The organism is Latilactobacillus curvatus JCM 1096 = DSM 20019 (genome assembly GCF_004101845.1).
GTDB classification, from domain to species: Bacteria; Bacillota; Bacilli; order Lactobacillales; family Lactobacillaceae; genus Latilactobacillus; species Latilactobacillus curvatus.
On sequence record NZ_CP026116.1, the window covers coordinates 1,777,389 to 1,797,451 of the forward strand.

Consider the following 20,063-nt stretch of genomic DNA (forward strand, 5'->3'; position numbering starts at 1 on the left):
TTAAATGACGTTGGCTGTTGGTAGATTGTAAAATTAATCCGAACGCTGTTCGGACAAAAAAGATCAGCTTCCTTTAAAATGGTGTTTACCACAAACCCATCTTTTAGGAGCTGATCTTTTGTCTAGTATAACCTATTCCGAACGAATTAAAATCGAAACCTTTTGTGAACTAGGGCTGTCCAATATCCAAATGGGCGTTCGGCTGAACCGATCACCGTCAACAATTTCTTATGAATTATCTCGATGTCAACCTTATCAGGCTGAATTAGCACAAACAGATGCCGAATACAAGCGATCACGATGTGGTCGGAAAACTAAGCTGAGCGATGAGTTAAAGCAAAAAATTCTCAACCATTTACGTCTAAGCTGGTCACCAGGAATGATTGCTCACGAATTTAAACTAGCTACTAAATCTATTTATAATTGGCTAAATCAGGGGAGAATTGGTTTCTCCTTGAATGATCTACCTGAACATGGCGTACGCCAACGGCGTAACGTTGACCAACGATCCAAATATAATCAATCTTTGGGGCGATCAATTGAACAGCGTCCCATGATGATTAATCAACGTAAGCGCATCGGCGATTTTGAACTAGATACAGTCGTTGGTCCTCGTGGGCATAGTAAGGCAGTTTTATTAACTTTAATCGATCGAAAATCACGGTTCCTTTGGGCATACCGGTTAAAAGATCGGACGACAGCGACTGTTAATGAAGCACTAACTAAGTTCCTAACCACTTTTAATGGTCCGGTGCACAGCTTTACTGTGGACCGTGGCACTGAGTTTAGTGGGCTAGTATCACTTGAATCACAATATGGTATTAAGACCTATTACTGCCATGCTTATACTCCAGCTGAACGTGGTAGTAATGAACGCTTTAATCGGAATTTACGTTATTTTTATCCTAAAGGGACTCGTTTTGAGCACATTAGTGCTCAAGATTTAACGACGACGTTACTCCAAATTAACCAGCGACCGCTTAAAATACTCGACTGGCAAACACCGTATCAGGTTATGCTGACAAATTTGTCCAAAAATTCGGATTAAATTTGCAATCTACCTGTTAAAGACAGTCAACGTCATTTTTAATAGCACTTAAGGTGGGCAATTATTTGTAATCGGTTACCTAAAAAAACGCTGAGAAACAGCTTTTTTTTAATCTTGTTCAGGGACAACATCAAAGAGATATGATAGAATGGGTAAGGATTAATTTGAACACTGGAGACGATCAGAGTTAGGTCATCCTAAAATCAAAGTCATTGAATCCTAATAGTTGAACGACTCAATCGAAGAGAAAGAGGTACTTATATGGATAAGAAGCAGCGAGAAGATTCACAAAAGGGTGAACTTAATCAACAAAAGCATGAGAAATTCATACACTATGCTGATGGCACGAGTCTTGAAGAAATTAATAACACGGTTGCGATTCCCAAGAACGCTGGTTTTTGGCGGACGTTGATGGCCTTTATGGGACCTGGTGCGTTAGTGGCCGTTGGTTATATGGATCCAGGGAACTGGATCACGTCAATCGCCGGTGGTGCGCAATACGCATACACCTTGATCAGTGTGATCCTAGTATCAAACTTAATTGCGATGTTATTACAAGCAATGGCAGCGCGTTTAGGAATTGTGACCGGAATGGATTTAGCGCAGATGACGCGGGCCAAAACCGGTAAAAAGATGGGGATTTTCCTCTGGATTGTCACCGAATTAGCAATTATGGCGACCGACATCGCCGAAATTATTGGTTCCGCAATTGCGTTAGAACTGATTTTCAACATCCCATTGCTCTGGGGTGTCTTAATTACCGCATTTGACGTCTTGCTATTATTACTATTAATGAAACTTGGTTTCCGGAAGATCGAAGCGATTGTCGCAACCTTGGTGGCCGTTATTTTATTCGTTTTCTTATACGAAGTGATTCTAGCGCAACCAAATATGGGCGACGTAATGCGCGGATTTGTACCAAGTACACGGATTGTTACCAACCAGAAGATGCTATTCTTGGCATTAGGGATTGTCGGGGCAACTGTTATGCCGCATAATCTCTACTTGCATTCGTCAATCGCACAAGCACGTCAATATGACCGTGACGATTACGCCGAAAAGAAGAAAGCAATCAAGTTTACAGTCATTGATTCAAACATTCAATTATCAGTCGCATTTATCGTTAACTGTTTACTCTTAGTTTTAGGGGCAGCAATGTTCTTTGGAACTAACAGTGATTTAGGACGATTCGTTGACTTATTCAATGCTTTACAAAACAAAGAAATTGTTGGGAGCATTGCTAGCCCAATGTTGAGTTTACTCTTTGCCGTTGCTTTATTAGCTTCTGGTCAAAATTCAACCATCACAGGGACACTTTCAGGACAAATCGTCATGGAAGGTTTCGTTCGCATGAAGATTCCATTGTGGGCACGACGGGTGATTACCCGTGGGTTATCAATCTTACCTGTTATTATTTTCACGGTTTACTACCATGGGAACGAAGCACAAGTTGAAAACCTCTTGATTTACTCACAAGTCTTCTTGAGTGTTGCATTGCCAGTCTCGATGATTCCATTGACAATGTTCACGAGTGATGAAAAAATCATGGGCCCATTCGTTAACCGCCCTTGGGTGAAATATACGGCATGGTTTGTCACAATTGTGTTGACGCTTTTAAATATCTATTTGATTCTACAAACAATCGGCTTAGTTGGCTAATGAATAGGTGCTCGTTAATCCGTAAATTGATATGGATTGACGAGCGCTTTTTTTGTTCGGTATGCTAGACTAGAGATAAGGTATTATTTTGGAGGGATTTTATTGTTTGAAGTAACGAGTGTGCATATCATTATTCGACTGCTACTGGCAACCTTAATTGCTGGGATTATCGGATCTGATCGGGAATATAAGAACCGCCCAGCCGGAATGCGGACACACATTCTGGTCTGCATTGGTGCGTGTGTGATTGCGATGATTCAGCAGGAAATCGCAGCGCAAAACGTTCAATTTGCATTAGCGCATAGTGCGATTAGTACCACTATTCGTTCTGATCAAGCGCGGCTGATTGCACAAGTTGTCAGTGGGATTGGTTTTTTAGGAGCTGGAACGATTATTGTCACCCGCCACAAGATTCAAGGATTGACGACGGCGGCCTCACTTTGGGCTACTGCGGGATTAGGACTTGCAATTGGGATGGGCTACTATCAAATTGCGGTGATCAGTGCGGTCTTTGTCATTTTCGTGATTGTCTTCTTGAAAAAGATTATTCACATCAATACGTTGAAAAAAATCGAAATTAAGTATAAGCATAAATTGGAAACCAAGGAGTTTATTCAGAGCTATTTTGAACAACATCAGATTCAAATTCGCGATGTGAACTTCTCAGTAACGCAAAACGAACGTGATACGATTTACACTAACGTCTATCGCATCGAAATTCCCCGGGAAATGCAATATGCAGAAATTGTGGAAGATATCTCGATGAATAAGAACATCATGACGATTCGAATGGTCAGTGTCTAAAAGAGTGCGCAAGCAGGCGTTTATATTTCGAGTATTAACTGGATTTGTCTGCAATCGCCGATGCGACAAGTTTGGTTAAGCACAGGAATATGCCTGCTGGAGCACGTTTAAAAAAAGTGTGCTGTCTCAATCGGGAAATACATTTACGAAAAAAGAAGCCCCCTGATAAACTTTTTTATCAGGGGGCTTCTTTTTATTTCAGTCTAATTAAACGCAATTTGTCTGTCTCTTGGTAAGATTAAGTTGAGAATAATTGCGGCAAGCGCACAAATCGAAATTGGTGATTCAAGTAAGTATTGGATCATTTGAGGCGTTGCTTTCACCAATGATTGTGGCATGATGATGATGGCGATACATAGAATGATTGGAATTCCGATGATGTACATATCACGTTCTTGGGTGTGTAGTGTGCGAATAACATTTAACCCGTTGAGCATGATAGTTGAACAAATGATGGCGAAAATCCCACCAATAACTGGGGCTGGAATCGCTGATAAGAAGGCCGCTAATTTATTAAAGAAGCCGAAGATGATAAACCAAATCCCGGCAGAAACGAATACTTTTTTACTAGCAACACCGGTGATTGAAATAATGCCGGCGTTAGTTGCATACCCTGTAACTGGTGAGCCGCCTAAGAGTGCAGCGATTAAACAGCTAATTCCTTCACCGATAATCCCGTGATTCCATTGTTTCTTACTGATGGGCGAATCCGTAACGGCACTCATTGCAAACCAAGTCCCGGTCGTTTCGGTCATTAAAACGGCGTAGATAATGACGAAGGTCATGATTGCTGTCATCGAAAAGTGCATACCATAGTGGAATGCGGTGAAACTTGGCAAGCTAAACCAACTCGCTTCGTTCACACTTTGCCAGTCAAATTTACCAAGCATGGTTGCTAAAACAGTTCCGCCTAATAAGGCGATGATGATGGAACTAACTTTGAAGAGTTTTTGTAATTTAGGGAAGTAGATACCTAGCGAAACACAAAGAATTAGAATGGCGACGGTCACAACAGCCAGGAGTAAGTTCTCATTGATATTGCCCTGTGCTTTGAAAATGTTATCACCTAAAGCAGATGGCATCAGTGAAAGACCAACGATGGTGATGATTGTGCCACCGACGACTTGGGGGACTAAGCTGTTAATAATTTTTTGGAAGAGGCCGGTGACGCCGAGAAGAATTAACAGAATTGAACCGACAATTGAAGCGCCAATCACCGTTGCCATCCCGCCGTCTTTAGCACCACTAGCAAAGTAAATCCCGGCGATTGCCCCAATTGGAACAAATGAAGGACCTTGGGAAACAGGCATTTTCATAAAAAATTTGGTTTGAAGAATCGTACCAATCCCGGCAGCAAGGAATGTCGCTTGAATTAAGCCGGCTTTTGCATCAAGACCCATCGCCAATAAACCGGCAATGATAACGGGGGGAACGTAGACATCCATTGCTAAAACGTGTTGTAGTCCTAAGAAGCCAGCTTCTTGATTCGAAATCGGCTCGTCAGGACCGACCATTAATTTTTGAGATTGTTCATTCATACCAGTTGTGCTCCTTTTCGTGGACCAGTTTACCTTGAACGTAGACGGCCTTAATTTGGTGTTTGGTGTGGCGGAATAAAAGTTGTTCGAGTTGTTCATCTGGTGTAAGACTTGCAAAGCGTGGTGGCGCTTGAACGATTTGGAAATCAGCAAGCAATCCCGATTCAATGGCACCAGCTTGAATGCCAAGACTAGTTGCACCACCGACGGTTGCCATATAAAAAGCTTGTTTAGCACTGATCCGACTGTTCGCAACACCGCGTTGGTCAGCCGCAATGGTGGCGTCAACCCCGTCTTGTCGAATTTGGGAGGCCGTTACGGCTTGTTGCAAATTGGCATATAAGCTAGGGGTATAACTACCGGCGATATCACTGCCAAGCCCAATTTTAATGCCTTGATTAAGTAACTCGTGTGCGGGGAGAATCCCGTTACCAAAATAGGCATTTGAGATAGGGCAGTGCGCAATCGCTGCTTGTTCGGTTTTAATGATACTTTGGTCAGTAGTTGTCAGTTGTGTTGCATGTGCTAATACCGAATGTTGATTCAATAATCCGAATGATTGCAACATCTCAGAGTCTGTATGGCCGTAACGTTCGCGTACATAATCGTGTTCCCAGTCGCTTTCGCTGCAGTGTGTCTGAACGGTGATGTGTTGGGACTGTGCAAGTTGACCGAGTTGCTGAAGTGTTTCAGTTGTGCAACTAGGGATGAAGCGGGGTAATGACGGGTTGAATGAACCCATTACGATAGGTATCTTGAATTGCTTGAACAAAAGTTTGTGTTTTATTAATGGCTTCTTCAGGAGAAGCATCACGATAATAGTCTGGTGTTTGATCTGGATTATCTATCGTAACACTTCCGATGAAAGCCCGTTGCCCTGCTTGGGAACAAATTTCTGCGAGTCGTAGATTCGTGAATTGTTCCGAAATATAGGGCGTTTGTTGTGCCGTTAGCGAGCATTTCGGTCACTAAGTCTTGATACACAGGTGTGGCGAAATCTAAATCGGCGTAGCGCGCTTCAAGAGGAAAGGTATAATGATTGAGCCAATCAGCTAAAGGGCGATCAAGGGCAATTCCAGCTTGTGGCCATTGTGGCGCATGATTGTGTAGATCGATAAAGCCTGGTAACAAGAAGTGTCCGGGAGCGAGTGTGATTAAGTGGTCATGTTGGCGTGCAGCTGATAATCGTTCAGAGTATTCTGACGCCGTTTGATGAATAATGTTTGTGATTTGACCATTATCACTGAGTTCTATCAGTGAATCTTCGTGAAATGAACTAGAATTTGGTGAATTTGCAGAAAAATAACTTGCTTTTAGTGTGATTGGCAAATTTTTAAACCTCTCCTTCTAGATGGTGTGTTGTAAGTATATCACATACCATAATGCTTTTAAACTTTAAAATCGTTCGCCTTTTGATTCATTTCTAAGGGATGCTTTCAGAAAACGACACGTGAGCAAAAAGGTACCCTAAAAAATAGCAGACTGCTAGAATGAACTTAAATAAGCTAGTTGAAAGGATGAATCACATGAGTTTAGCAGATGAATTTGTAGAACGGCGTTTTATTGTCTTTCAATGCTATAAGTGCCAACATCCAGCGATGGAAATCACGACGAAGACAGCACTAGAAGATAATTCAGATGGCTCTACCAAGTTTCAAATTGAAACAACTTGCCCACGGTGTCAAGCAACCGATCAATTTGTTATCAATAACGGTCAAGAAGGGGAAATTAGCGCGAGTGTCAATAGTGGCAAAGTCGCTAAGGTTGCCAACATTAAATAAGGCAATCGACGTTCGCTAAAAGTGAACGTCTTTTTTTGTGGCGTAAATTGTATATAATTATGAATACATGAATAAAAAGGCTGGAAACGGTTGATTTATTCAAATATAATTGACATTATGCCCTTTGAATTGTATATTTATTCTACTTAATACAATTATAAAGGACTTATTGAAATGGCGAAATCAAAAAAAATTAACGTTCAAGGTCTCGTATTGATGATTTTTGGGTCAATCTTCGGCTTTGCGAATACCACAATTGCTTTCTACTTAATGGGCTATGCCAGCATTATTTGGTATATCTTAGCGGCAATTTTCTTTTTCTTACCAACTTCATTAATGTTTGCTGAATTTGGTTCTTCTTTGAAAGAATCACGCGGGGGCATCTATTCTTGGTTAGAAGCATCCATTGGTAAAAAGGCGGCTTTCATCGGGACGTTCATCTGGTTAGCGTCATGGATTGTCTGGATGGTGTCAACAGCTGCTAAAGTGTGGGTGCCGTTTTCAACGTTCCTCCAAGGTTCAGATCAAACAGCAACCTGGCATTTATTAGGGATGAATGGCACTCAAGTGGTCGGTGTCTTAGGAATTCTTTGGATTTTATTATTAACTTTCCTATCAAGTCGTGGGATTGATAAGATTCAAAAGTTTGCGTCATTCAGTGGGATGGCCGTTGCCTTTTTATTCGCCGCATTCTTAGTGATTAGTGTGGCGATTTGGTTTAAAACGGGTTTTCATTTGGCAGAACCGATTCATGGGACGACGACCTTTGTTAAGAGTCCGATGAGTAGCTATCAAACACCAATTGGGATGTTATCATTTGTTGTCTTCTCAATCTTTGCTTACGCGGGGATGGAAGCCATGGGCGGTGTTACCGATAGTATGGATCAGCCTGAAAAGACTTTCCCTAAAGGGTTAATGATTGCGACAGTCTTCATTACATTAATCTACGCGGTTGCAATCTTTATGTGGGGCATCTCAACGAACTGGCAACAAGTCTTGAGCGGGAATAAAGCTAACATGGGCAATATTACTTATGTTCTTATGCAAAACTTGGGTTATCAATTCGGCCATGCCTTTGGGATGACGACACCCGTTGCGATGACGATTGGAACAACCTTTGCTCGGATTACCGGTTTAATCATGTTTATCAGTTACTTAGGCGCATTTGCCGTCTTGATTTATTCACCATTAAAGTCATTTGTACTCGGGACACCTAAAGCACTCTGGCCGAACGGCTTTGCAGAAGTTAACAAGCATGGCATGCCTGAAAAAGCAATGTGGGCGCAAGCATTATTAGTCTGCATTTTAATCGCGGTTATTTCATTTGGTGGTAAAGCTGCCGGTGACTTCTATAATGTCTTGACTTTGATGTCTAACGTTTCAACATCGTTGCCATACCTCTTTTTAGTGACTGCCTTTCCATATTTCAAGGCACGCAAAGATTTGGAACGGCCTTACGAATTCTTTAAATCACCAGTTGCTGTTAAGGCGGTGACGATTGTGGTCGACTTAGTCCTTGTCTTCGGAATTGCCTTTACGATTATTCAACCGATGTTAGAAGGTCAATATTTAGATGCCTTCTGGATGGTCATTGGTCCGATTGTCTTTACGATTATGGCCCTTGCTTTGTATCATCGCTATCAACGAAAAGTAGTACATGGCTAAATTTTTTAAAAGCGTTGACCGATTTGGTCAACGCTTTTTTTGATGGCCTAATTAAGGGCTTGTGAATTTTAAAAGGGATTAATTCTCATTTAATTTTAATGTACAAAGGAAAATAGTTGCATTTTCAGATTGGTTCCGTTTTAGAACTAATCTGATTTTTAAAGACTAACATAAAGCCCCATCTAGCGATTTTTTAATTTTTAAAGAAAGTTGGTTACCTAACTATCACATTAGAATAAAATGAGAATAAAAGTGGACGGTGTGCAACTTTCACAATAAACCTGTATACTTTTTAGATATAGTTTTCAGAAAATGAAATCAAAGGGGGATTCTATGACTGTCAAATTACAAGTCAAAAATCTAACAAAAATATTTGGTAAGCGCGTGCCGCGTGCCAAAGAATTACTGAAACAAGGAAAATCAAAAGCAGCGATTCTAAAGGAAACAGGTGCGACAATCGGTGTCGACCGGGCTAACTTCGAAGTAGAATCTGGCGAGATTTTTGTCATTATGGGACTATCTGGGAGTGGTAAATCAACATTGGTTCGGATGATCAACCGGTTGATTGAGCCTACTGAAGGTAGTGTATTAATCGATGGCGAGGATTTAATGCAGATTGATAAGAAGGCATTACGTGAAGTCCGGCGTAAAAAGATGAGCATGGTATTCCAAAATTTTGGGCTCTTTCCAAATCGAACGATTCTTGAAAATACAGACTATGGGCTTGAAATTCAAGGCATTGATAAGGCGACACGGGAACAAAAAGCGAATGAAGCACTCGATTTAGTTGGTTTAAATGGTTATGGCGATCAGTATCCGACACAATTATCTGGTGGGATGCAACAACGGGTTGGTTTAGCGCGTGCATTAGCGAATGATGCTGAGATTTTATTAATGGACGAAGCTTTTTCTGCGCTTGATCCATTGAATCGTTCTGACATGCAAGACCAACTACTCGACTTGCAAGAAACGATGCACAAAACAATTATCTTTATTAGTCATGATTTAAATGAAGCGCTCAAAATCGGCGACCACATCATGATCATGAAGGATGGGGAAATCGTTCAAACCGGGACACCGGAAGATATCTTGACACGGCCTGCTGACGAGTATGTAGAGAAATTCATCGAAAACGTTGATCGTAGTAAAGTTTACACGGCCGGCAACGTTATGATTCGCCCAACGACTGTTAATATTGAAAAAGATGGCCCTCGTTTGGCCTTAAAACGAATGCGTGAAAATGAAGTTTCTAATGCTTACGTTGTCAACAGTAAACGTGAGTTAGTTGGGATTATTGATGCGCGTGATGTACTTGAGTTAGTCCGCAAAGAAAGTCGTGATTTGCAATCAATCGTGAATACTGAAGTTCCAACAACCGATGAAGAGACACCAATTGCTGATATCTTAGATGATATTTCGCAAACGGGCATTCCGTTTGCTGTCTTAAATGATAAGCAACAATTACGTGGGATTATTATTCGCGGGGCCGTCTTAGGGGCACTTGCAGGAAACGAGGTGAACCATTTTGCTTAATTTAATGACGATTGCTAAATTACCAATTGCCAATTGGATGGATCACTTTGTCGATTGGCTGACACAATTTACTGGCTTTTTTAATGGTTTAACGAATTTTATTGGCGGAATTATCAACGCTTTCCAATGGGTGTTTGATTTAATCCCCATCTGGTTATTCATCGTGATTATCGCTGGCGTCACTTATTTAGCGAATCGCGACACCAAAAAATGGGGTTTAATTATCTTTGAAGTCCTCGGCCTACTCTTGATTTGGAACCTTGATTTCTGGCGGGATATGACGCAAACGTTAACGTTAGTGTTAACCTCGAGTCTGATTTCCCTCGTAATTGGGGTGCCACTTGGAATTTGGATGGCCAAAAGCGATATTGCCCAGGCAATATTTAAACCCATCTTAGATTTCATGCAGACAATGCCGGCATTTGTTTACTTAATTCCAGCCGTTGCCTTCTTTGGTATCGGGATGGTCCCGGGCGTTTTCGCATCAGTGATTTTTGCCATGCCACCAACGGTTCGTATGACAAACCTTGGGATTCGCCAAGTGCCAACCGAATTGATCGAAGCCTCTGATTCATATGGCTCAACTGAATGGCAAAAGTTAATTAAGGTTCAATTACCATTGGCGAAATCGACCTTAATGGCTGGGGTTAACCAAAGTATGATGTTGGCCTTATCAATGGTCGTGATTGCGTCAATGATTGGAGCAATGGGCTTAGGAACACGAGTTTACTTTGCTGTTGGCCGGAATGATGCTGGGGGCGGTTTTGCAGCCGGCTTGGCAATCGTAATCTTAGCGATTATTATTGATCGTTTAACCCAAGCTTTGAACCGGCAACGTAAACATTAAGGAGGGATTCAGTGATTAAGAAGAATAAATTAATAGCTTTTTTCACCTTAGTGGGGCTCGTCACACTTCTAACGGCCTGCAGTTCGCAAACTAAGCCGTACGCTACCGATGAGAAATTAGGCGGTCAAATTAATTACACGATTACCGGAATTGACGCGGGTGCTGGGATTATGGCATCCACACAAACTGCAATTAACAAGTATCATTTGAATGATCAGAACTGGCAGTTGCAAACCAGCTCAACTGCGGCAATGACCAGTACGTTAGACAAAGCGATTGCGGATAAACGCCCAATCGTCATTACTGGTTGGCAACCACATTGGATGTTTACTAAATATCCAATCAAGTTTTTAAAAGACCCCAAAAATGTTTTTGGTCAAGCTGAACACATTAATACGGTTGTTCGTAAGGGGCTAAAGAAGGATATGCCAGAAGCATATACCATCTTAGATCGATTCCATTGGACGCCAAAGGAAATGTCGACCGTAATGCTTAAAGTCAATGACGGTGTTGAACCTGAAAAGGCGGCGCGCGATTGGATTCAAGACAATCCAGAAAAAGTTGCTGAGTGGACTAAGGGTGTTAAAAAGGTTCATGGCACGAAAATTAAGTTAACCTATGTGGCTTGGGATTCAGAAATCGCGTCAACTAACGTGGTGGCTGAAGTTTTACGTCAACAAGGTTATCAACCAACGATTCAAGCTATGGAAATTCAACCGATGTGGGCGTCAGTCGCAACTAAAGCAGCCGATGCACAAGTTTCCGCATGGTTACCGAAGACCTCTGGTTTATACTACAAGGATTACAAAGGTCAGATTGAAGACTTAGGTCCGAACTTAGAGGGTGCTAAGGTCGGTTTAGCTGTACCGAAGTATATGACGAATATTAATTCGATTGAAGATTTGAAAACAAAATAGAATCAAACAGCGTATGCGATCTGTTCAGATAGAACATGGTTAGATGATCAAATTTCGGCTGTTGAAAGAGTCGGTTAGGGCAAAAGTTACTTTTGTGGTAGATTGCAAATTTAATCCGAATTTTTGGACAAATTTGTCAGCATAACCTGATACGGTGTTTGCCAGTCGAGTATTTTAAGCGGTCGCTGGTTAATTTGGAGTAACGTCGTCGTTAAATCTTGAGCACTAATGTGCTCAAAACGAGTCCCTTTAGGATAAAAATAACGTAAATTCCGATTAAAGCGTTCATTACTACCACGTTCAGCTGGCGTATAAGCATGGCAGTAATAGGTCTTAATACCATATTGTGATTCAAGTGATACTAGCCCACTAAACTCAGTGCCACGGTCCACAGTAAAGCTGTGCACCGGACCATTAAAAGTGGTTAGGAACTTAGTTAGTGCTTCATTAACAGTCGCTGTCGTCCGATCTTTTAACCGGTATGCCCAAAGGAACCGTGATTTGCGATCGATTAAAGTTAATAAAACTGCCTTACTATGCCCACGAGGACCAACGACTGTATCTAGTTCAAAATCGCCGATGCGCTTACGTTGATTAATCATCATGGGACGCTGTTCAATTGATCGCCCCAAAGATTGATTATATTTGGATCGTTGGTCAACGTTACGCCGTTGGCGTACGCCATGTTCAGGTAGATCATTCAAGGAGAAACCAATTCTCCCCTGATTTAGCCAATTATAAATAGATTTAGTAGCTAGTTTAAATTCGTGAGCAATCATTCCTGGTGACCAGCTTAGACGTAAATGGTTGAGAATTTTTTGCTTTAACTCATCGCTCAGCTTAGTTTTCCGACCACATCGTGATCGCTTGTATTCGGCATCTGTTTGTGCTAATTCAGCCTGATAAGGTTGACATCGAGATAATTCATAAGAAATTGTTGACGGTGATCGGTTCAGCCGAACGCCCATTTGGATATTGGACAGCCCTAGTTCACAAAAGGTTTCGATTTTAATTCGTTCGGAATAGGTTATACTAGACAAAAGATCAGCTCCTAAAAGATGGGTTTGTGGTAAACACCATTTTAAAGGAAGCTGATCTTTTTTGTCCGAACAGCGTTCGGATTAATTTTACAATCTACCTTGTTCCAACCGACTCTTTTTTTATTTGTTAGACATTCTCTGTTAGAATAGGACTATTGAATGTTATCGGAGGCGGAATAGATGTCTGTTAAGGCGTTTTTAGATTTTATCGAATTACGCACTAAAGTTGGTAGCGTGATTCCCTTTATGGCTGGGTTCTTTTTTACGTTGTATTATTTCCACCAAATTGATCCGATCAATACCGTGTTGTACTTCTGTGCATTGGTGTTAATTGATGTCTTCACAACGGGATGGAATAATTACAACGACTTTCACCTCGCTAAAAATGAAACGCTCCAGCAATCAACCAGTGCATTAGGACGACAAAATATTGCCCCTAAGGTTGCTTTACGCTGGTTGATCGGCTTTATAAGTACGGCAACCGTTCTGGGGCTGATTCTGGTCTGGCGCACAAATTTAATTGTGTTAGCCGTCAGTGTTCTGTTCATCTTAATCGGGATTTTATATACTTACGGCCCATTCCCAATTTCACGATTACCACTGGGTGAGTTGTTATCGAGTCTGGTATTAGGGTTCGGTAATTTCTTTTTGACGGTGTATGTCAACGTTCCGGCGGATCAGTTGGTCGATTTGCGCTTTGATGGGCCGTTAATGTTATTCCAACTGAATTGGCTGAATGTGATTTTGGTGTTTGTGGCGAGTTTACCAACTGTCTTCCTGATTGCTAATTTGATGTTAATGAACAATATTTGTGATTACACAGTCGATTTAGAGAATGGGCGGCACACATTAATCAGTTACATTGGTCAAAAGCGCGGCATTCAACTTTATCAACTTAGTGCGTATAGTTGTTACGTGGTGATTATTGTTGGGATTGGCCTGAAATTATATCCATGGCCAGCAGCGCTAGCTTTTGCGAGTGGCCCAACTTTGTTACGTAATGGGTTTGCATTACAGAAGAGTCAGGAAAAACGCGTTGTATTTGGTACAGCGGTTCAGAATCTAATTGTCTTTAACGGTTTTTGGCTAGTGGGAATGTTGATTGGCCTCTATCTTTAAATGAAAAGTCACTGCGGTGGCTTTTTTATTTCAAAAAAAGTATTGATTGGGTAGATTGTAAAATTAATCCGAACGCTGTTCGGACAAAAAAGATCAGCTTCCTTTAAAATGGTGTTTACCACAAACCCATCTTTTAGGAGCTGATCTTTTGTCTAGTATAACCTATTCCGAACGAATTAAAATCGAAACCTTTTGTGAACTAGGGCTGTCCAATATCCAAATGGGCGTTCGGCTGAACCGATCACCGTCAACAATTTCTTATGAATTATCTCGATGTCAACCTTATCAGGCTGAATTAGCACAAACAGATGCCGAATACAAGCGATCACGATGTGGTCGGAAAACTAAGCTGAGCGATGAGTTAAAGCAAAAAATTCTCAACCATTTACGTCTAAGCTGGTCACCAGGAATGATTGCTCACGAATTTAAACTAGCTACTAAATCTATTTATAATTGGCTAAATCAGGGGAGAATTGGCTTCTCCTTGAATGATCTACCTGAACATGGCGTACGCCAACGGCGTAACGTTGACCAACGATCCAAATATAATCAATCTTTGGGGCGATCAATTGAACAGCGTCCCATGATGATTAATCAACGTAAGCGCATCGGCGATTTTGAACTAGATACAGTCGTTGGTCCTCGTGGGCATAGTAAGGCAGTTTTATTAACTTTAATCGATCGCAAATCACGGTTCCTTTGGGCATACCGGTTAAAAGATCGGACGACAGCGACTGTTAATGAAGCACTAACTAAGTTCCTAACCACTTTTAATGGTCCGGTGCACAGCTTTACTGTGGACCGTGGCACTGAGTTTAGTGGGCTAGTATCACTTGAATCACAATATGGTATTAAGACCTATTACTGCCATGCTTATACTCCAGCTGAACGTGGTAGTAATGAACGCTTTAATCGGAATTTACGTTATTTTTATCCTAAAGGGACTCGTTTTGAGCACATTAGTGCTCAAGATTTAACGACGACGTTACTCCAAATTAACCAGCGACCGCTTAAAATACTCGACTGGCAAACACCGTATCAGGTTATGCTGACAAATTTGTCCAAAAATTCGGATTAAATTTGCAATCTACCATTGTATATACAATTTTGATTATACCGTGATTATTAAAACGCTTACATGTGGAGATGAGAGTTATGACATATGCAATGATTGAGACTTGGCGAATGGCCTTTGAAGGGATTCAAAAAGCGATGGCTGATTTAAAAAATGGTGGGCAAAGTACGGATGCAATTGAAACCGCTATCAAAAAAGTGGAAGATTACCCCTTCTTTAAATCGGTCAGTTACGGTGGTTTGCCAAATGCGCAAGGCTTAGTGGAGATGGATGCGGCATTCATGGATGGCAACACTTTTGCAATTGGTGCTGTTGCAGGAATTAGTGATGTGAAGAACCCAATCTCAGTTGCGCGTCAATTAAGTGACGATCATTTTAATAGTTTCTTGGTTGGTGCGGGAGCGTCACAATATGCGATGTTTAACGGTTTTGAAAGCCGTAATATGTTGACCGAACGCGCACACAAAATCTGGATGCAACGAATTAAAGAAATTAACGAAAAAAATCTTAGCCCATATGATGGTCACGATACAGTTGGCATGGTTAGTTTGGATCAAGCTGCCGGTATGGCAGCGGGGACGTCAACTTCTGGATTATTTATGAAAAAACCAGGGCGGACTGGTGATTCTGCATTATCTGGCAGTGGCTTTTACGTGGATAGCGAAATCGGTGGCGCAACCGCTACTGGGTTAGGCGAAGATTTATTTAATGAAGGGCTGTCTTTCATATGAGATTGTGCGCCTGATGGGGACCGGTTTATCACCACAAGCAGCGTGTGATCAAGCAGTCTATCCGTTTGTTGAGAAATTAAAAAAACGCTACGGCAAAGCTGGCGAGTTTTCGTTGGTTGCCTTAAATAATCAAGGTGAATGGGGCGTGGCGACGAACGTTGAGTTTACGTTTGCAGCTGGCAATCAAGATGCGGCACCACAAATTTTTATGGCTAATCCAGGGCCAAGTCAAACGACGGTGATCGAACCCATTTCAGCAGAATGGCTTGAAGCCTACGCGAAACGGATTAAAGCACCAGTTGAATAGAGGAAGTGGTTGGAATGGTTAAGTATCTATACGTTGAAATTGCAGAAGCCTTACGAGATGACATTCAAAAAGGGGTCTATGGGATCCATCAGAAATTACCATCGGAAACGGATTTAGCCAATCAATTTTCAACGACGCGGCTAACAATTCGCAAAGCAATCGATCTATTGGTTAAACAACATGTCGTGGTACGCGATCGAAATCGTGGCACCTATGTACTTGCAACACAAAGTAAAATTTCGAGTGGTTCATCTGGTTTAGTTGGTTTTACCGAAGCAGCCAAACAGTTTCAATTGGATGTCAGCACGCGGGTGTTAGATTTACGCCGGACAATCGTTTATCCGGACTATGTGGCCCCTCCAAGTTAGATTTAGCACCACAGGAGCCAGTTTGGCAGATTGAACGCTTGCGAATGGCAGACGGTGAAGCGATGACCCACGAACAAATCTATCTGAAACAAAAAATTCTACCAGAATTAACGGCCCATGAGGCACAAGGGTCACTCTACCGCTTGATTGAGCAAACAATCCCAATCGGGTATGCCAACCAAGAACTCGAAGCAGTCGTATTGGAAAAAGGCTTAAGTGACTTACTTGAGACCTCTCCAGGGCAACCCGCTTTTCTAGCCCACACGGTTGCGTATTCAATGGACGGTTATCCAATTCTTTATGATAACTCGCATTATCGTGCTGATAAATACACGTTCCATAACATCTTGCAACGTGAACATTAAAAGGAGGGTTTTAAATGAAAGTAATTGTCTTGTTGGATCAAATCCAAGCTGGATTAGGTGGTAAGGAAAAAGGGGATACCCCTTTAGGTGGAAAAAATTAGCGATGGGTGCTGCGGATACGCTCGATAAGGCATTAAAAAAAATGGACTCTGAAATTATCGGGACCTTTTATTGCGGAACTGATTATTATCAGGCGAACAAAGCCGAAGTGAATCGGAAAGTTGCGAAAATGGGTGCAGACGTTGTGATTGCGGGACCGACCTATGATTATCGGGACTTTTCGACGATGGCGTGTGAATTAGCAGCCACTATTCAAAAAGAAACAACAATTCCGGTTGTTGGGCTGACCGCGATCGAAAAGAATGCCGATTTAATTCAACAGTATCAAGATCAAATAACGATTGTGAAGATGCCAAAAAAGGGTGGTACTGGTCTTTCGGATTCAATCGACCACGCATTGCAGTTATGCAAAATGAAGGTTAAAGGCGCTGATTTTACTGATTTTATTAACCAATATTGTTATTAAAAGGAGGCAAAACCGATGCAAAAGAAACTCGAACAGATTTTGATGCCGGTTGCGATTAAACTGGGGAATAATGTTGTACTCCGATCATTGCGAGATGGTTTCTTAATCATTACGCCATTGATTATCGTGACATCGATTTTCTTACTGATTGGGAATTTTCCAATTCCTGGTTGGACTGAATTTTGGAGTGGGATTTTAGGGCCGCACTGGACAGAATGGTTTAGTGCTGTTTCTAATTTAGTGTTTAGTTTTACAGGGTTGCTTGCTTGTTTTGGGATATCCTATGCCTATGGTAAAAACCGAGGGTTACAAGCGATTCATACCAGTGCAATTGCTATTATTTCATTCTTAATTTTGACACCGACTGTTGTCACCGTTGGTAAAAAATCAATCGGTGCCATTCAAACAATGTATTTGGGACCTAACGGGATTTTCCTAGGGATTTTTATCGCATTAGTCAGTGTTGAAATTTACCGTTTTGCGATTAAACGCAACTGGCGAATTAAGATGCCAGATGGTGTGCCACCTGCAGTTAGTGAATCATTCGATGCCTTACTACCGGCTGGCTTAGTGGTATTAGTTTTCTTCTTAATTCGAATTGGTTTTAGCCTTTCGAGTTTCGAAACGGCCTACAATTTCATCTACACGTTACTGCAACAACCGTTAAAAGGTGCTGGCAACTCATTGCCATCTGTATTGCTTTATAACTTCATCGCAATGTTGCTCTGGTGTTTTGGGATTAATGGTCCAACTATCACCAACAGTGTGTGGTCACCAATTTTCTTCGTTCTGACGCAAGATAACTTAACAGCATTCCAGAATCATACGCAGTTACCACATATTTTCACCCAACAATTTATTGACATCTTCACCACATACGGTGGCGGTGGGAGTACCCTCTCACTCTTAATCGTCATGTTAACCGTCTGCAAGTCAAAACGCGTCAAAGAATTGGGTAAGTTGGCAATTGTCCCCGGTATTTTCGGGATTAACGAACCGATTATCTTCGGTTTGCCAGTCGTTTTAAACCCAATTATTGCAATTCCATTCATTATCGTACCGGTTTTAAATACATTGATTTCAGGGATTGTATTCCAACTCGGATGGGTACCGTATACAAATGGCGTTATGTTGCCATGGACAACACCACCGATTATTTCTGGGTGGCTTTCAACTGGGAGTTGGACAGGGTCAGTCCTCCAATTATTTGAATTAGTGCTTGGAATTTTAATTTACTATCCATTTATCATGATGATTGATCGGCAGTATTTGGCGGAAGAAGCCGAAGCGGCTGGCTTAGACGATGTTGATATTAATTTTGACGAAATTTAATAGAAAGAAGCCATTCTTGTGAAACCGATTAGAGCAGATTTTAAGGCATTATTTGAAGCACATGCTGATGAGTTCTTAGCGGACTTGCGGGAAGTGTTACGCGTGCCGAGTGTGTGTGGAGCGCAAACGTTTGAAGCGCCGTTTGGAATTGGTCCGAAACGCGCATTGGAAACAGTGTTGGCGATTGCTGATCGAATGGGCTTTAGGACGGGGCAAGTCGGCAATTGTGTTGGCTGGGCAGAATATGGACCAGACGAAACGCAAGCGCCAACTTATTTTGGGATTCTTGGTCATTTAGATGTCGTGGATGTTGAAGATGATTGGCATTATCCACCATTTGAACTGACTCAGGTAGATAATATGCTGTATGGGCGTGGTGTTTTGGATAATAAGGGACCACTTTTATCGACATTATTTGCCCTGTATCTGATTAAGACGCAAAAGATAACATTTAAACAACGCGTCCGAATTATTTTTGGCACTGATGAGGAATCTGGGAGTCAGGATATGCCAATTTATTTGGCGGAACATTCCGCACCATATGCCGGATTCACACCAGATTGTAAATTTCCAGCCGTCTACGGCGAACGGGGCTTGTTAGATGTCCAGTTAGCGTTACCGATTACGGACGGCTCTGAGCAACAAATTACGGCGATTGAAGGACGGTTCGCTAAAAGTTATCTGCCAGATCATGCACAGCTGATTTTGGCCGATGGCACGGTTAAAACTTATCACGGCAAAAAGGCACCTAGCAATGCCCCCGAAATGGCGGATAATGTGTTACCGAAGTTAGTTGCCGATGCAAGTCAACTCACTGGTCAAACGGGTCAATTTTATCAATGGGTAGCCGCTAAAATCGGGACGCAGTCAACTGGGGAAAACTTGGGGATTAATTATCAAGATGAAGCATCAGGAGCATTGCAACTTGCTTTTTATGGGGTATCGATTGAAGCCCAACAGTTAAGTGTGCATCTGACATGTCGTTACCCAATCCCAGTGACGGAAGATCAGTTGTTAACTGGGATTAAAGCTGCCATGTTGCCGGGGATGACGTTGACGGTTAAACGGCGTTATCCATCGCAAGTTACTGATCCAACATTGCCATTTATTCAACAACCCTCTGCGATTTATGCGGCAGATACTGGTTTGGATGGCACACCGGTCACAACAACGGGCGTGACTTATGCGCGCGCGTTACCGAACATCATCGCGTTTGGCCCATCATTTCCAGGTCAAAAAGGGATTGCCCATAAAGGGGATGAATGGCTTCAATTCAGTGACTGGCAAATGATGATGCAGATTTATTATGATAGCTTGCTCGCAGTCGGTACTGGAACATAAAAAAGCGTGTGCCATAAGTCGGGATACCCTGAGGATTAGCCGGAAGGGGATGACTTATAAGAACACG

18 protein-coding genes and 2 pseudogenes are annotated in these 20,063 nt (G+C 41.9%); 16 read left to right on the forward strand and 4 right to left on the reverse strand.

The features are described from left to right. Positions 1-118: 118 nt before the first annotated feature. The 3 genes from LCU_RS09180 (at position 119) to LCU_RS09190 (ending at position 3,511) form a co-directional block, all read left to right on the forward strand. Positions 119-1,048: an IS30-like element ISLpl1 family transposase gene (locus LCU_RS09180; protein ID WP_003592463.1), complete on the forward strand. Its 930-nt coding sequence runs from the start codon at positions 119-121 to the stop codon at positions 1,046-1,048. Between the two features lie 261 nt (positions 1,049-1,309). Continuing rightward, complete coding sequence (locus LCU_RS09185) at positions 1,310-2,707, forward strand: Nramp family divalent metal transporter (RefSeq protein ID WP_064776890.1); 1,398 nt, start codon at positions 1,310-1,312, stop codon at positions 2,705-2,707. Positions 2,708-2,809: 102 nt separating this feature from the next. Then, positions 2,810-3,511 carry an MgtC/SapB family protein gene (locus LCU_RS09190; RefSeq protein ID WP_004265015.1) on the forward strand — a complete coding sequence of 234 codons (702 nt, stop codon included), beginning with the start codon at positions 2,810-2,812 and terminating at the stop codon, positions 3,509-3,511. Positions 3,512-3,714: 203 nt separating this feature from the next. On the opposite strand, the gene LCU_RS09195 is transcribed toward LCU_RS09190, so the two are convergent. From LCU_RS09195 to LCU_RS10120, 3 genes are all read right to left on the reverse strand, one after another. Next, positions 3,715-5,049, reverse strand: coding sequence for a uracil-xanthine permease family protein (locus LCU_RS09195; RefSeq protein WP_039098330.1), 1,335 nt, complete (start codon positions 5,047-5,049; stop codon positions 3,715-3,717). After that, positions 5,042-5,791: an amidohydrolase family protein gene (locus LCU_RS10115; protein ID WP_235805417.1), complete on the reverse strand. Its 750-nt coding sequence runs from the start codon at positions 5,789-5,791 to the stop codon at positions 5,042-5,044. The genes LCU_RS09195 and LCU_RS10115 overlap by 8 nt, the downstream gene beginning before the upstream one ends. A gap of 98 nt (positions 5,792-5,889) precedes the next feature. Continuing rightward, positions 5,890-6,378, reverse strand: a complete 489-nt coding sequence (locus LCU_RS10120; RefSeq protein ID WP_235805418.1) for an amidohydrolase family protein — start codon at positions 6,376-6,378, stop codon at positions 5,890-5,892. A gap of 197 nt (positions 6,379-6,575) precedes the next feature. Between LCU_RS10120 and LCU_RS09205 the strand changes: the two genes are divergently transcribed. The 5 genes from LCU_RS09205 (at position 6,576) to LCU_RS09225 (ending at position 11,792) form a co-directional block, all read left to right on the forward strand. Further along, positions 6,576-6,830 carry a hypothetical protein gene (locus LCU_RS09205; RefSeq protein ID WP_039098333.1) on the forward strand — a complete coding sequence of 85 codons (255 nt, stop codon included), beginning with the start codon at positions 6,576-6,578 and terminating at the stop codon, positions 6,828-6,830. 174 nt (positions 6,831-7,004) lie between these two features. Next, positions 7,005-8,495, forward strand: a complete 1,491-nt coding sequence (gene yjeM / locus LCU_RS09210) for a glutamate/gamma-aminobutyrate family transporter YjeM (RefSeq protein WP_056966690.1) — start codon at positions 7,005-7,007, stop codon at positions 8,493-8,495. 333 nt (positions 8,496-8,828) lie between these two features. After that, positions 8,829-10,028: a quaternary amine ABC transporter ATP-binding protein gene (locus LCU_RS09215; RefSeq protein ID WP_054644675.1), complete on the forward strand. Its 1,200-nt coding sequence runs from the start codon at positions 8,829-8,831 to the stop codon at positions 10,026-10,028. A 4-nt stretch (positions 10,029-10,032) separates the two neighbouring features. Further along, positions 10,033-10,875: an ABC transporter permease gene (locus tag LCU_RS09220; RefSeq protein WP_039098356.1), complete on the forward strand. Its 843-nt coding sequence runs from the start codon at positions 10,033-10,035 to the stop codon at positions 10,873-10,875. A gap of 11 nt (positions 10,876-10,886) precedes the next feature. Continuing rightward, complete coding sequence (locus LCU_RS09225) at positions 10,887-11,792, forward strand: glycine betaine ABC transporter substrate-binding protein (protein ID WP_004265175.1); 906 nt, start codon at positions 10,887-10,889, stop codon at positions 11,790-11,792. 110 nt (positions 11,793-11,902) lie between these two features. Here the strand turns inward: LCU_RS09225 and LCU_RS09230 are convergent, their stop codons facing one another. Next, complete coding sequence (locus LCU_RS09230; protein ID WP_003592463.1) at positions 11,903-12,832, reverse strand: IS30-like element ISLpl1 family transposase; 930 nt, start codon at positions 12,830-12,832, stop codon at positions 11,903-11,905. 180 nt (positions 12,833-13,012) lie between these two features. On the opposite strand from LCU_RS09230, the gene LCU_RS09240 reads away from it, so the two are divergent. The 8 genes and pseudogenes from LCU_RS09240 to LCU_RS09275 all read left to right on the forward strand — a co-directional run bounded on the left by LCU_RS09240 (position 13,013) and on the right by LCU_RS09275 (position 19,996). Continuing rightward, entirely contained in the window at positions 13,013-13,951 is a 939-nt protein-coding gene (locus tag LCU_RS09240) for a UbiA family prenyltransferase (RefSeq protein ID WP_056967172.1), read from the forward strand. Positions 13,952-14,099: 148 nt separating this feature from the next. After that, complete coding sequence (locus tag LCU_RS09250) at positions 14,100-15,029, forward strand: IS30-like element ISLpl1 family transposase (RefSeq protein WP_003592463.1); 930 nt, start codon at positions 14,100-14,102, stop codon at positions 15,027-15,029. 77 nt (positions 15,030-15,106) lie between these two features. After that, positions 15,107-16,064, forward strand: a pseudogene (locus LCU_RS09255) (glycosylasparaginase). Between the two features lie 14 nt (positions 16,065-16,078). Continuing rightward, positions 16,079-16,432: a GntR family transcriptional regulator gene (locus tag LCU_RS10125; protein ID WP_235805441.1), complete on the forward strand. Its 354-nt coding sequence runs from the start codon at positions 16,079-16,081 to the stop codon at positions 16,430-16,432. A gap of 44 nt (positions 16,433-16,476) precedes the next feature. Then, positions 16,477-16,797: a UTRA domain-containing protein gene (locus tag LCU_RS10130; RefSeq protein WP_235805442.1), complete on the forward strand. Its 321-nt coding sequence runs from the start codon at positions 16,477-16,479 to the stop codon at positions 16,795-16,797. A 14-nt stretch (positions 16,798-16,811) separates the two neighbouring features. Then, positions 16,812-17,323: pseudogene (locus LCU_RS09265) on the forward strand (GrdB-related putative oxidoreductase). A 15-nt stretch (positions 17,324-17,338) separates the two neighbouring features. Next, positions 17,339-18,655 carry a PTS sugar transporter subunit IIC gene (locus LCU_RS09270; RefSeq protein WP_056967007.1) on the forward strand — a complete coding sequence of 439 codons (1,317 nt, stop codon included), beginning with the start codon at positions 17,339-17,341 and terminating at the stop codon, positions 18,653-18,655. Positions 18,656-18,673: 18 nt separating this feature from the next. Beyond that, positions 18,674-19,996, forward strand: a complete 1,323-nt coding sequence (locus LCU_RS09275) for a Sapep family Mn(2+)-dependent dipeptidase (protein WP_081038347.1) — start codon at positions 18,674-18,676, stop codon at positions 19,994-19,996. Positions 19,997-20,063: the final 67 nt, after the last annotated feature.

What these genes read in the sequence shown, in the direction of transcription:
- LCU_RS09195 (WP_039098330.1), bottom strand. Translation starts at nt 5,049, where the DNA reads ATGAATGAACAATCTCAAAAATTAATGGTCGGTCCTGACGAGCCGATT.
- LCU_RS09240 (WP_056967172.1), top strand. Translation starts at nt 13,013, where the DNA reads ATGTCTGTTAAGGCGTTTTTAGATTTTATCGAATTACGCACTAAAGTT.
- LCU_RS09270 (WP_056967007.1), top strand. Translation starts at nt 17,339, where the DNA reads ATGCAAAAGAAACTCGAACAGATTTTGATGCCGGTTGCGATTAAACTG.
- LCU_RS10115 (WP_235805417.1), bottom strand. Translation starts at nt 5,791, where the DNA reads ATGGGTTCATTCAACCCGTCATTACCCCGCTTCATCCCTAGTTGCACA.
- LCU_RS09220 (WP_039098356.1), top strand. Translation starts at nt 10,033, where the DNA reads ATGACGATTGCTAAATTACCAATTGCCAATTGGATGGATCACTTTGTC.
- LCU_RS10125 (WP_235805441.1), top strand. Translation starts at nt 16,079, where the DNA reads ATGGTTAAGTATCTATACGTTGAAATTGCAGAAGCCTTACGAGATGAC.
- LCU_RS10130 (WP_235805442.1), top strand. Translation starts at nt 16,477, where the DNA reads ATGGCAGACGGTGAAGCGATGACCCACGAACAAATCTATCTGAAACAA.
- LCU_RS09215 (WP_054644675.1), top strand. Translation starts at nt 8,829, where the DNA reads ATGACTGTCAAATTACAAGTCAAAAATCTAACAAAAATATTTGGTAAG.
- yjeM (WP_056966690.1), top strand. Translation starts at nt 7,005, where the DNA reads ATGGCGAAATCAAAAAAAATTAACGTTCAAGGTCTCGTATTGATGATT.
- LCU_RS09185 (WP_064776890.1), top strand. Translation starts at nt 1,310, where the DNA reads ATGGATAAGAAGCAGCGAGAAGATTCACAAAAGGGTGAACTTAATCAA.
- LCU_RS09205 (WP_039098333.1), top strand. Translation starts at nt 6,576, where the DNA reads ATGAGTTTAGCAGATGAATTTGTAGAACGGCGTTTTATTGTCTTTCAA.